Origin of the sequence: Streptomyces spinoverrucosus (assembly GCF_006539505.1) — a bacterium.
GTDB lineage: Bacteria > Actinomycetota > Actinomycetes > Streptomycetales > Streptomycetaceae > Streptomyces > Streptomyces spinoverrucosus.
The window spans coordinates 151,065-163,255 of the sequence record NZ_BJND01000024.1 but is presented as its reverse complement, the minus strand read 5'-3'; the positions used below and the strand labels follow the sequence as shown (position 1 = coordinate 163,255).

General features: G+C 70.7%; 10 protein-coding genes and 2 tRNA genes. 9 read left to right on the top strand and 3 right to left on the bottom strand.

Features of this window, described 5'->3' with window-relative positions; translation table 11 throughout:
• The first annotated feature begins 5 nt into the window (after nucleotides 1-5).
• From SSP24_RS18235 to SSP24_RS18210, 6 genes are all read left to right on the top strand, one after another.
• Nucleotides 6-1,676, top strand: coding sequence for an LCP family protein (locus SSP24_RS18235; RefSeq protein ID WP_141310676.1), 1,671 nt, complete (start codon nucleotides 6-8; stop codon nucleotides 1,674-1,676).
• A gap of 68 nt (nucleotides 1,677-1,744) precedes the next feature.
• Nucleotides 1,745-2,191, top strand: a complete 447-nt coding sequence (gene rsfS / locus SSP24_RS18230) for a ribosome silencing factor (RefSeq protein ID WP_141310675.1) — start codon at nucleotides 1,745-1,747, stop codon at nucleotides 2,189-2,191.
• Complete coding sequence (locus SSP24_RS18225) at nucleotides 2,188-2,859, top strand: histidine phosphatase family protein (protein WP_141310673.1); 672 nt, start codon at nucleotides 2,188-2,190, stop codon at nucleotides 2,857-2,859. Before rsfS ends, SSP24_RS18225 begins: the two co-directional genes overlap by 4 nt.
• Nucleotides 2,860-2,978: 119 nt before the next feature.
• A tRNA-Ala gene (locus SSP24_RS18220) sits at nucleotides 2,979-3,051 on the top strand.
• Nucleotides 3,052-3,255: 204 nt separating this feature from the next.
• A complete protein-coding gene (locus SSP24_RS18215) occupies nucleotides 3,256-3,432 on the top strand; it encodes a hypothetical protein (protein ID WP_141310671.1) in 177 nt (58 codons plus the stop codon).
• Nucleotides 3,433-3,435: 3 nt separating this feature from the next.
• Nucleotides 3,436-3,669, top strand: a complete 234-nt coding sequence (locus SSP24_RS18210) for a hypothetical protein (RefSeq protein WP_003976229.1) — start codon at nucleotides 3,436-3,438, stop codon at nucleotides 3,667-3,669.
• On the opposite strand, the gene SSP24_RS18205 is transcribed toward SSP24_RS18210, so the two are convergent.
• Nucleotides 3,648-4,838, bottom strand: coding sequence for a glycosyltransferase 87 family protein (locus SSP24_RS18205; RefSeq protein ID WP_373306726.1), 1,191 nt, complete (start codon nucleotides 4,836-4,838; stop codon nucleotides 3,648-3,650). The two genes, SSP24_RS18210 and SSP24_RS18205, sit on opposite strands and share 22 nt — an antisense overlap.
• Before the next feature lie 113 nt (nucleotides 4,839-4,951).
• Here SSP24_RS18205 and SSP24_RS18200 point away from each other — a divergent pair.
• Nucleotides 4,952-5,024 (top strand) — tRNA-Ala (locus SSP24_RS18200).
• 104 nt (nucleotides 5,025-5,128) lie between these two features.
• Here the strand turns inward: SSP24_RS18200 and SSP24_RS18195 are convergent.
• Together SSP24_RS18195 and SSP24_RS18190 are read right to left on the bottom strand one after the other, a co-directional pair.
• A complete protein-coding gene (locus tag SSP24_RS18195; protein WP_141310669.1) occupies nucleotides 5,129-6,739 on the bottom strand; it encodes an NADH-quinone oxidoreductase subunit NuoF family protein in 1,611 nt (536 codons plus the stop codon).
• A complete protein-coding gene (locus SSP24_RS18190) occupies nucleotides 6,736-7,980 on the bottom strand; it encodes a ferric reductase-like transmembrane domain-containing protein (RefSeq protein WP_229865423.1) in 1,245 nt (414 codons plus the stop codon). Before SSP24_RS18190 ends, SSP24_RS18195 begins: the two co-directional genes overlap by 4 nt.
• A 435-nt stretch (nucleotides 7,981-8,415) precedes the next feature.
• Between SSP24_RS18190 and leuS the strand changes: the two genes are divergently transcribed.
• Both leuS and SSP24_RS18175 read left to right on the top strand, forming a co-directional pair.
• Nucleotides 8,416-11,304 carry a leucine--tRNA ligase gene (leuS, locus tag SSP24_RS18180; protein WP_141310667.1) on the top strand — a complete coding sequence of 963 codons (2,889 nt, stop codon included), beginning with the start codon at nucleotides 8,416-8,418 and terminating at the stop codon, nucleotides 11,302-11,304.
• A gap of 143 nt (nucleotides 11,305-11,447) precedes the next feature.
• Nucleotides 11,448-12,182: a hypothetical protein gene (locus tag SSP24_RS18175; protein WP_141310665.1), complete on the top strand. Its 735-nt coding sequence runs from the start codon at nucleotides 11,448-11,450 to the stop codon at nucleotides 12,180-12,182.
• Nucleotides 12,183-12,191: the final 9 nt, after the last annotated feature.

Below are 12,191 nucleotides of genomic sequence, written 5' to 3'. Positions count from 1 at the left end.
CACCGGTGAACGACCGATACGACGCGGGGGCCGCAGGCTACGGCGCCGACCAGTACGAACTCGTCGGCTACGACGAGTACGGCCGGCCGGTGTACCGGCAGGTCCCGGCCCAGCAGCCCTACGACCCCTACGCACAGCAGCAGGGCTACGGGTACGACCCGTACGCCACCGGCCAGCAGCAGCCGGTACCCCCGTACGACCCCTACGGGACCGGTCAGCAGCCACCCGTGACCTCGTACGACGGCTACGACCCCTACGGGCAGACCGCCACCAGCGGACAGCAGCCGCGCGTCGCCGAGCAGACCGCGTACATCCCGCAGCAGCCGCGCACGGCCGAGCACGAGCAGCGCGCCGAGCCCGTACAGCACGCCCCCGACGCCGGGGACGGCCGCGAGGACCGCGACTACCGGACGGAACAGTTCGCCTTCGTCGAGGAGCCCGACCAGGACTCCGAGGACGTGATCGACTGGCTGAAGTTCACCGAGAACCGCACCGAGCGCCGCGAGGAGGCCAAGCGCCGCGCCCGCAGCCGCCTGATTGCCCTGGTCGTGGTACTGGCGCTGGTCGCGGCCGGCGGGGTGGGCTACCTCTGGTACGCCGGGAAACTGCCGGGTCTGTCCTCCTCCGACGACACCAAGGGCGGTACGACGTCCGCGGCCGCGCAGAAGCGGGACGTGATCGTCGTACACCTGCACGACACCAAGAAGGGCGGCACCTCCACGGCGCTGCTCGTCGACAACACCACCACCAAGCAGGGCACCACCGTCCTGCTGCCCAACTCGCTCGCGATGTCCGGCGACGACGGTACGACAACGCTGGCCAAGTCCGTCGAGGACGACGGCTCCTCCGGCACCCGCGAGGCCCTCGACACCGTCCTCGGCACGTCCATCCAGGGCACCTGGCGCCTGGACACCCCCTACCTGCAGAACCTCGTCGACCTCGTCGGCAACATCGAGATCGACACCAACGCCGACGTGCCCGACCCGGACACCAAGAAGAAGGGCGAGGCTCCGCTGGTCAGCAAGGGCGAGAGCCAGACTCTCAGCGGCAAGATGGCGGTCGCCTACGCCACGTACCGCGCCTCGGGGGAGGCCCAGAACGCCCAGCTGGAGCGGTTCGGGCAGGTCATGCAGGGCGTGCTGCGCAAGATGTCCTCCGACGCGCAGGCCGCCACCACCACCGTGCAGACGCTGGCGCAGATCCTCGACCCGTCGCTCACCGACAAGGACCTCGGCACCTTCCTCGCCAAGCTGTCCGACCTCGCCAAGAGCGGCGACTACAAGACCGCCATGCTGCCCGTCCAGGACGACGGCACCCTCACCGCCGAGGCGAGCGCCAGTGTGGTCAAGGACGTCCTCGGCGGCACCGCGAAGAGCCCCGACCAGGACGCGGCCGTCCGGGTCTCGGTGCAGAACGCCAGCGGTGTGAAGGACAACACGGAGAAGGCCCGCGTGGTGCTCCTCAACGGCGGGTTCACCTTCCTGGAGGGCGGTACGAGCAGCTCCCGGTCCACGTCCGAGGTCACCTACGCGGACGCCGCCGACAAGGAGAACGCCACCGAGGTCGCCAAGACCCTGGGACTGCCGGACAGTGCGGTCACCAAGGGCGAGGTCTCCTCCAACGCGAACGTCTCGGTGATCCTCGGCCAGGACTACGAGCCGGCCTCCGCCGGGTAATGCGTGGGGCGCCGTCGGCGGTCCGTGAGACCCTTGGAGACAAGTGACCGCCGACGGAAAGCCATGTAGTGACCGCAACCGACCGTTCCCTTGAGCTCATCAACACCGCGGCCCAGGCGGCCGCCGACAAGCTCGCTCACGACGTCATCGCCTACGACGTGAGCGATGTGCTGTCGATCACGGATGCCTTCCTGCTGGCGTCCGCGCCCAACGACCGCCAGGTCAAGTCGATCGTCGACGAGATCGAGGAACGGCTCCAGAAGGAGTTCGGCGCCAAGCCGGTGCGCCGCGAGGGCGACCGCGAGGCCCGCTGGGTCCTCCTCGACTACGTCGACATCGTCGTGCACGTGCAGCACAGCGAGGAGCGGGTCTTCTACGCCCTGGAGCGGCTGTGGAAGGACTGCCCCGAGATCGAGCTGCCCGCCGACGCCAAGGCCACCCGCGGCAAGGGCGAGGAGCACGCCAGGCTGCAGGCCGCCGAGGAGGCCGCCGAGCTGGGCGGTGACTGGCGATGAGCACCACCGACGAGGTGCCCACGGGCAAGCCCGGCCGCGGCCGCCGCGTCATCCTGTGGCGGCACGGCCAGACCTCCTGGAACGTGGAGCGCCGCTTCCAGGGCACCACGGACGTCGAGCTCACCGAGGCCGGCCTGGCCCAGGCCCGCCGTGCCGCCCGGCTGCTGGCCTCCCTCAAGCCCGACGCGATCGTCTCCTCGGACCTGAAGCGGGCCGCGAACACGGCCGCCGAGCTGGCCGCGCTCACCGGCCTGGAGGTCAACCACACCGAGGCCCTGCGCGAGACCTACGCGGGCGTCTGGCAGGGCCTGACGCACGAGGAGATCATCACCCGGTACGGCGACGAGTACGCCGCGTGGAAGCGCGGGGAGCCGGTGCGCCGCGGCGGTGGCGAGCTGGAGTCAGAGGTCGCCGACCGTGCCGCCCCGATCGTGCTCCGGCACGCCGAGAAGCTGCCCGAGGAGGGCACTCTCGTGGTCGTCAGTCACGGCGGCACCATCCGCACCACCATTGGTCGCCTCCTCGGCCTGGAGGCCCGCCATTGGGAGAGCCTCGGGGGCCTCTCGAACTGCTGCTGGTCCGTCCTCGGCGAGGGCGCCCGCGGCTGGCGGCTGCTGGAGCACAACGCCGGCACCCTGCCGGAGCCGGTGCTCGGCGACGACGACTGAGACCCGCCCCGGGGGGCCGTACCCCGGATTTCACTTTCCGGCAGGTCGCAGGCTAAAGTTCTTCTTGTTCGCCCCGCCGAGCGGGGCGAAACACCATGCGGCTCGGCCGCGTGGCACCAGGGGCTATAGCTCAGTTGGTAGAGCGCCTGCATGGCATGCAGGAGGTCAGGAGTTCAATTCTCCTTAGCTCCACGGACGAATCCCGTCCCCCTCAGGGGGCGGGATTTTTCGTCGTCACGCGTTTGAGCACTCGTGGCCCGACAGGCGTATACCTCTGTGGAGACGCCCAGGCCTGCCGTGTCCGGACTGGTACCGAGGCGTCGCTGACCGTATTGGTCCGGTCGTGGCAGAATCAAACGGCCGGAAGGGGGCGCGGCCCGACGGGAGGGAGTAGCGATGCCTGCGAGCATCCTCAGGGAGGTCGGCCACCTCCTTGGCGAAGCGGCGTTGATACGGGACACGACCACCCGGCTCAGCTGCCCTTCCTGCGGCTCCGCGCATGTCGCCCAGGTGCTCGGCGACAACGGCGGGATCTCCTACGTGTGCACGGCCTGCGGCCACAGCTGGAGCTGATCGATGGGTGCACACAGGCGGAAGTGCGACTGGTGCGGCAGTGGTACGCCGATCGTCCGCGACATGGAACCGGTGAACCCCGACTACCAGTACTGGTGCGAGGAATGCGCACGGGCGCTGATCATAAAAGGCGACCCGATCGAGACGTACCGCGAGCTGGAGGGGGAGCCGATCTACGGGCGGCTCCTCGAAGAGCACTGCACGCTCAAGCGGTTCTACTCGTTCGTGACCGCCTGACGCCTCCCTGCGGAGCTCGCGGCGAGCGCCAGGACGAGGCAGCCGGTGGCCGCGTAGAGGCCCGACAGTGTGAACTCGACCGGGTTCTGGTGCAGTTCGGGCCGGCCGGGGGTGTGCGGCACCCACCACAGGGCGTACGAGCAGAACACCAGGAGCGTGCCGGCGGCGACCGCGCGACGGGCGCGCGCCGTCAGGAGCACGACGAGCGGCACACACCACACCCAGTGGTGCGACCAGGACACCGGGCTGACGAGCAGCGCCGTCACCGCGCAGCAGACCACCGCCCAGGCCCGCTCCCCACGCAACTCCGCCCGCACCGCCACCGCCAGCCCCACGGCGGTCACAAGCGCCGCCACGGCGGTCCACAGGGCGCCCGGGTCGGGGGTGTGCAGCAGGCGGGCCAGGACCCCGCGCAGCGCCTGGTTGGCGGTCTCCTCGGCGTGCCCGGCGCGGTCCGTCCGGAACACCACGTCGGTCCAGAACCGCCAGGAGTCGTACGGCAGGACGGCCGCCGCGAGCAGCGTCGCCCAGACGAAGCTGCCGGCCGCCACGCGCGCGTGCCGCAGCCAAGGGCCCTTCCGGTGCCGTCGGTACGCCACGACGCCGGTGGCGAGCAGGAAGACGGCGAACAGCGCGGGGGTCAGTTTCACGGCGGCCGCGAGGCCGATGCCGACGCCCGCCCAGCGGTCGCCCGGACGCCGGGAGAGGTCCCACAGGACGAGTACGGCGAGCAGCAGGTTGACCTGGCCGTAGCGCAGGGTCGTCCACACCGGCTCGCACCACACGACCACCGCCGAGGCCCACCAGACGGTCTCCACGCGCGCGTGCCCGACGATCCGCAGGGAGAGCCGCACGAACACCACCAGGAGCGCGAGGTTCCCGGCCGTGGCCAGCGTGCGCAGGGATCCCGTGTCGAGGAGTGTGAGCGGGGTGAACAGCAGGGCGGCGAAGGGCGGGTAGGTCGCGGGCAGTTGGGCGGCGGTGGCGCGCAGGGCGTACAGGTCGCCGCCCGCGCGTACGGTGGCGCCCTCGGCGCGGTACACCAGCAGGTCGATCATCGAGACGTGCGCGGCCCGCTGGGCGATCCAGAACGTCGCGAAGGAGAGCAGGCATGCGCCCAGGGCGATGGGCATCCGGCGGTGGACTGCGGTGGGCGTGATCACGGTCACGAGGGCCGACCATAGCGGTCGTACCGGGGCAGAAGGGAAACGATTTGGTGGAGTACCCGGTCGACCGTGTAATGTTGGCGTCGCCGCCGGGGAAGCCCGGCGGACCACAACAAGGGGCTATAGCTCAGTTGGTAGAGCGCCTGCATGGCATGCAGGAGGTCAGGAGTTCAATTCTCCTTAGCTCCACGTAAAGATCCCGTCGGGTCGAGTCGACCCGGCGGGATTCTTCTGTGTCTGGGGCTGTTGACGAGTGGGGCCGCCCGGTGTCGGACGGCCCTTCGTGTGTGCGGTCAGCGGCCGAGGGCGCGGCGGCCGCGGCCCTGGGAGAGGACCGGGAGGTTGTTGCGGGCCGGTGCTCGTTCCGCCTGATCCTCGATGCGCAGGGCGAGGGCCGGGCAGCGGCGGACCGCGCGCAGCGCCTTGGCCTCGGCGTAGCGGGGGACCGCGGCCTGGGCGACGGTCGGGAAGCCGTCGGCGCCGAGCTGGAAGACCTCCGGGAGGATGTCGGCGCACAGGCCGTGGCCCCGGCACAGCGTCCAGTCGACGTAGATCTTCTGGCGGCTGGGGCCGTTCTCCCCGTCCTCACCGCCGCCCGGGATGCCCGTGGGGGCCCTGCCGCCCTCGAAGAGCGGCAGGGCCCCCTGCACGGGCCGTCCGCAGCCGTTGCCGAGGACGTGGGCCGCAAGGTCGTCCGTGAAGGCCTTGACGGTCGACTCCAGGAACATCGCGGAGCCGTCGGGGTGTGAGCAGGCGCCGCGCCGCTTGACGTTCTTGGCGACCTGCTTGAGGGCCTCCAGGGCGGCCGGGCCGCCGCCGTTGAGGATGTCCTCCATGCCGCGCGCGGCGGCGGGCAGGCCGAGGTAGCAGGGGCCGCACTGGCCCGCGCTCTCCTCCGCCAGCCACTGGGCGACGCGCAGCGACTCGCCCAGCGGGCAGGTCTCCTGGCTGATCGGCAGGATCGCGCCGGCGCCCAGCGAACCGCCCACGGCGTCCAGCGAGTTGCGCGAGACGATCGCCTCGTTGACCGTCGCCGCGTCGATCCACTTGCCGTGGTAGCCGCCGGTCAGCACGCCCTGCGGGACCGGCGGGGCGCCGGCGAGCTGGAGGACGTAGCGCAGAGGTACGCCGGTGGGCACCTCGATGACCATGGGGCGGGCGACGGCGCCGGAGACCGTCAGCATGACGGTGCCCGGCTCGTCGTACAGGCCGGTGTTGCCGTAGCGCTCCGGGCCGATGCGGGCGGCGATGGCCAGCTGGGCGAAGGTCTCGGCGTTGGACAGCAGGGTGGGGGCGCCGCCGACGCCGCTCTGCGAGGCGCTGATCTTGCGGCCGGGCGGGATCGCCGGGCCGCCGTCGATCGAGCGGATCAGGGAGGCGGCGGCGCCGGATACCATGCGGACCGGGTTGCGCTGCACACGCGCGCGGAGGGCCGATCGGCGGCCGTTGCTGAGGCCGCGTTCGGCAAGCGCGGCCTCCATGGAGCGCTGCGTCGACTCACGGGTGACCCCCACCACGAGCGTGCGGGCACCGAGCGCCTCCGCGCACAGCAGGGCGCCGTCCAGGATCAGGTGCGGAGCGCGGTTGATCAGCACCGTGTCCTTGCGGCAGGCCGGTTCGTCCTCGCTGCCGTTGACGACGACGACCGGCCGGACGCCGCGCTTGATCGCCGATTCGGCGACCGAGCGCAGCTTCTTGTGGAAGGGGAAACCCGCGCCGCCGCGGCCCCTGAGGTTGATGCGTTCGGCGAGCTGCGCGAGCTGCTCGCCGCCCATCGGTTCCAGCGGCCCGTGCACCTTCAGGTGCATGGGCAGATCGAGTCTTTCGACAAGGTCGAAGCCCGACGTGAGCTGAGGAAGACCGACCACGCGGACTTCTGGGACGTCGGGCAGGGCCTCGTTCACTTATTGCCTCCGGAAGGCGTGTTCCAAGGTTCGCCCGAACCCGGTGCGTCGAAGTCGTAGGACGCACCGGGCAGTGTTTCAGTGGCGGGACCGCTGTTGTTGTACGTGTCATCCGGGTAGTACGTGCCGAAGGCGGCGTTCATCTCACCGGTGTCGTACACATCACTCGATCCATAGCCGGACGCGCCCGAATTGTCGTAGACCGGGATGTTGTATCCCGTGTCCTGGAGCGGGTCGTAGGCCGACGGAGGCGCCTCGCCGACCGGCGGCGGGGACGGGATCGGCCAGGAGCCGGACGTGCTCTCCACGCGCGGGAGGGCCTCCGTGGGCTGGAAGTCCGGCAGCTCCATGCGCGAGGTCTGGTCGGCCGCGAAGGCCTGCTGCCGGGGGCGCGAGGGTGCCGAGACGGCGCGGTAGGCCGCCGAGAAGCCGCTCGCGGGCTCCGGTGCGGCAGCGCGCTCGGCGGTCTCGTACAGCGGTCCCGAGGGTGCAGCCGTACGGGGCTTGCCGCCCGGCTGGTTCTCGTAGCCCGGCAGCGCGGACCCGCCCGCCGCCCGGGCCCGGCTCTCCTCCAGCTGCTCGCGGCCCAGCGCCCTCCCGGTGCCCAGCAGTGCGGTGATCCGGTCGGCGACCCGGCGCTTGACGGGGCGGGGCGCGGCGCGCAGTGCCAGAGCCGCCGTGACCCCGGCCAGGGACAGTCCGTACAGGAACATGAAGAACGGCTTCGCCGTGCGACCCGCGTAGAGGCCGTGGACCAGCGCCGCACACCAGGCCGGGTAGGCCAGCATGTGCATGGCCCGCCAGCGTGCGGCGACGGGTGCCGGGGAGGCGAATCGGTTGCGCAGGATGCCGGTGACGCCGACGAAGATCATGAGCAGCCCGGCCAGGGTGCCGAGGCCGATGAGGACGCCCCGGCCCATGAGCTCGTCACTGTTGGTGAGGAGGAGCCCGAAAGGGATCACCGCGGCGATCCAGGTGGTGTGGTCCAGCGCCAGCTTGACCCCGATGTGCACCAGCAGGAAGGCGACGGCGGCGACGGCGGTGGTCCGGTGCACCGCCTGCGCCAGGATCCGTTGGCGGGCGTTGAGCAGGATCCGGTCCTGGGCGACCAGTCCCCAGATCACCGAGCAGCTGAGGCAGACGAGCGCCAGGACGCCCACGCCGAAGTCGAGGAACACCACGATCGAGGTGTCCACGGTGCTGTCGTTGGTCGTGTCCGCGACTCCGTCTGCGGTCAGCACGGCCCACCTCCCCACGGCGCGACGCGTTGCGGAAGCGGTGGGGTACTGCGGGGAGACTTCATGGGGCAACTCCGAGCGGTTCGGGAAAGCGGTCCCGGGCCGCACTCTAAGTCGCCCCATACCGATGGGTACGAGGTTTGAGTTATTGCGCTGTTATCAAACGACAATGTGTTCGCTGTGATGCCCCATAGTGGCTGTTACGCGAAGTAATTGTTGACCAGTGTTCAAGTCCGTCGCGGCCCGGTCGACGGCTGCGGTACCCTGACGCCATGCGTGCCGTACGCCTTCTGCTTAGCGGGCCGCGCTGATCAGTCCCGGCCACCGGGTGAGTCGAGTGGCCGGAGTCGGCGCGGCGTCCCCTCCTGTGCGAGGGGATTTTTCGTTTCCGAGGAATCACAGCCGCTGGCAGAGACGATCGATGGAGCTTTGAGGATCATGAGCGAGACGAACCCCGCAGCCGCCACTGGCATGTCGGTGGATGCCGCGCCGCACCGCTACACGGCCGCCATGGCAGCCGAGATCGAGGCACGCTGGCAGGACTTCTGGGACGCCGAGGCCACCTACGCGGCACCCAACCCCAAGGGCGACCTGGCGGGCGACCCCGAGACGGTCGCCAAGCCCAAGAAGTTCTTCATGGACATGTTCCCGTACCCCTCCGGCGCGGGCCTGCACGTCGGCCACCCCCTGGGCTACATCGCCACCGACGTCTACGCCCGGTTCCACCGGATGACCGGCCACAACGTCCTGCACACCCTGGGCTTCGACGCCTTCGGCCTGCCCGCCGAGCAGTACGCCGTGCAGACCGGCACGCACCCGCGCGTGTCCACCGAGGCCAACATCGAGAACATGAAGATCCAGCTGCGCCGGCTGGGCCTGGGCCACGACAAGCGCCGGTCGTTCGCCACGATCGACCCGGACTACTACAAGTGGACCCAGTGGATCTTCCTGCAGATCTTCAACTCCTGGTACGACGACGAGGCCCGCAAGGCCCGCCCGATCGCGGACCTGGTCGCCCAGTTCGCCAGCGGTGAGCGCGCGCTGCCCGGCGGGCGCTCCTGGAACGAGCTGAGCGCCGTCGAGCGCGCCGACGTGCTGAGCGAGTACCGCCTGGCGTACGCCTCGGACGCGCCGGTCAACTGGTGCCCCGGCCTGGGCACCGTCCTGGCCAACGAGGAGGTCACCGCCGACGGCCGCTCCGAGCGCGGCAACTTCCCGGTCTTCAAGGCCAAGCTGCGCCAGTGGAACATGCGGATCACCGCCTACGCCGACCGGCTGCTGGACGACCTGGACGCGCTGGACTGGCCCGAGGCCATCAAGCTGCAGCAGCGCAACTGGATCGGCCGCTCCGAGGGCGCCCGCGTCGACTTCCCCATCGACGGCGAGCACATCACGGTCTTCACCACACGCCCGGACACCCTGTTCGGCGCGACCTACATGGTGCTGGCGCCCGAGCACCCGCTGGTCGAGAAGTTCACCCCGGCCCAGTGGCCCGACGGCACCCACCAGATGTGGACCGGCGGCCACCGGACCCCGGCCGACGCCGTCGCCGCGTACCGTGCGCAGGCCGCCGCCAAGTCCGACGTGGAGCGGCAGGCCGAGGCCAAGGACAAGACCGGCGTCTTCACGGGTGCGTACGCGACCAACCCGGTCAACGGCGAGCAGATCCCGGTCTTCATCGCCGACTACGTCCTGATGGGCTACGGCACCGGCGCGATCATGGCCGTCCCGGCGCACGACAGCCGCGACTTCGCCTTCGCCCGCGCCTTCGAACTGCCGATCCGCTGCGTCGTCGAGCCGACCGGCGACCGCGGCACCGACCCCTCGACCTGGGACGACGCCTTCGTGTCGTACGACGCGAAGATCGTCAACTCGGCCGGCGAGGATGTCTCCCTGGACGGCCTGGGCGTCGTCGAGGCCAAGGCGCGCATCACCGAGTGGCTGGAGCGCAAGGGCCTCGGCGAGGGCACCGTCAACTTCCGGCTGCGCGACTGGCTGTTCAGCCGGCAGCGCTACTGGGGCGAGCCGTTCCCGATCGTGTACGACGAGGAGGGCATCGCCCACGCCCTGCCCGAGTCGATGCTGCCGCTGGAGCTGCCGGAGGTCGAGGACTACTCGCCGCGCACCTTCGACCCGGACGACGCCGACACCCAGCCCGAGACGCCGCTGTCGCGCAACGAGGAATGGGTCAACGTCACGCTGGATCTGGGCGACGGCCCGAAGAAGTACCGGCGCGAGACCAACACCATGCCCAACTGGGCCGGTTCCTGCTGGTACGAGCTGCGCTACCTGGACCCGCACAACGAGCAGCAGCTGGTCGACCCGGAGATCGAGCGGTACTGGATGGGCCCGCGCGAGGGCATGCCGCACGGCGGCGTCGACCTGTACGTCGGCGGCGCCGAGCACGCCGTGCTGCACCTGCTGTACGCGCGCTTCTGGTCCAAGGTGCTGTACGACCTGGGGCACGTGTCGTCCGCCGAGCCGTTCCACCGGCTGTTCAACCAGGGCATGATCCAGGCCTACGTCTACCGGGACAGCCGCGGCATCGCGGTGCCGGCCGCCGAGGTGGAGGAGCGCGACGGCGCGTACTACTACCAGGGCGAGCAGGTCAGCCGGCTGCTGGGCAAGATGGGCAAGTCCCTGAAGAACGCGGTGACTCCGGACGAGATCGCCGCCGAGTACGGTGCCGACACACTGCGGCTGTACGAGATGGCGATGGGTCCGCTGGACGTCTCCCGGCCGTGGGACACGCGCGCGGTGGTGGGCCAGTTCCGGCTGCTGCAGCGGCTGTGGCGCAACATTGTCGACGAGGCGACCGGTGAGGTGACGGTGGTCGACGCCGAGCCCGCCGACATCGACGAGGAGACGCTGCGGGCGCTGCACAAGGCGATCGACGGGGTGCGCGGGGACCTGGAGGGCATGCGGTTCAACACCGCGATCGCCAAGGTCACCGAGCTGAACAACCACCTGACCAAGGCGGGCGGTCTCGTGCCGCGGCCGGTCGCCGAGGCGCTGGTCCTGATGGTCGCGCCGCTGGCACCGCACATCGCCGAGGAGCTGTGGCGGCGGCTGGGGCACACCGGCTCGGTGGTCCACCAGGACTTCCCCGTCGCCGACCCGGCGTACGTCGTGGACGAGACCGTGACCTGTGTGGTGCAGGTCAAGGGCAAGGTCAAGGCGCGGCTGGAGGTGTCGCCGTCGATCTCCGAGGAGGAGCTGGAGAAGGTGGCGCTGGCCGATGAGAAGGTGCTGGCGGCGCTGGGTGGGGCCGGGATCCGGAAGGTGATCGTTCGGGCGCCGAAGCTGGTGAATATCGTTCCGGCGTAGCGTCGGGGTCGTCCCCTACGGGTCGGTTCGAGGTGATCTGCGGGCAGGTTCGGGGTTCTTCTGGAACTCCGGGCCTGCCCGTTGCGTTTACCGTTGAAGAGCGGCGCGGGGTGTGCCGCGGCCGGTTCGTCAGGAGGAGCGTCGTGGAAGCAGTGATCATGGTGTTCGCCCTGCTCTTCGTGCTCTTCCTGGCGCTGGGTGCCTACGCCACGGTCAAGGTGGTCGGCGCCGCCAAGCGGGGCGTGGACCGCACGATCACGCAGGCCCGCCGCACGGTCGAGGACCACACGCTGCGCGCCAAGTCCTTCGCCCAGCCCGGCCCCGTCGGCGAGATCGCCCAGCTGCGACTGAAGCTGCGCACCTCGATGCGCGCCACGCAGGACACGCTGCACGCGGGCGTGGCCGAGGACGAGTCCCTGAAGGAGGCGCTCGGCCTGTTCCAGCGGCTCAGCGCGCACGGGCACGAACTGGACGCCGAGCTCAGGCGCCTGGAGTCCGAGCCGGACCGGGCGACGCTCGCCGAGCGGCTGCCCGAGCTGCGCGACCGCACCGAGCGCATCACACAGTCGGCGGAGTCGCTGCGCTGGGCGGCCCGCGACCGGGCCGGCCGTTTCGCGGACGACGACCTGGACGCGCTGAGCGCCCAGATCGACGTGGAGACCGGCGCGCTGCGGCACTGGACGACATCGGACTCCGCCGCGACCCCGCCGCCGTGGCCCGAGGCCCCGCCCGCCGACGCCCCGAACACCCAGCAGACCTGGCCGGACACCCCGCAGTCCCGCACGGCCGAGGAGCCGACGCGGCCCGCCATCACCCCGCCGGGGCCGCGTCCGACGTACCCCTGGCAGAAGAAGCCCCGCCCCGAGAGCACCACCTGAGCATGCGGC

Excerpts from the sequence above, each read along its gene's own strand:
- SSP24_RS18225 (WP_141310673.1), top strand. The coding sequence starts at position 2,188 with ATGAGCACCACCGACGAGGTGCCCACGGGCAAGCCCGGCCGCGGCCGC.
- SSP24_RS18215 (WP_141310671.1), top strand. The coding sequence starts at position 3,256 with ATGCCTGCGAGCATCCTCAGGGAGGTCGGCCACCTCCTTGGCGAAGCG.
- SSP24_RS18210 (WP_003976229.1), top strand. The coding sequence starts at position 3,436 with ATGGGTGCACACAGGCGGAAGTGCGACTGGTGCGGCAGTGGTACGCCG.
- leuS (WP_141310667.1), top strand. The coding sequence starts at position 8,416 with ATGAGCGAGACGAACCCCGCAGCCGCCACTGGCATGTCGGTGGATGCC.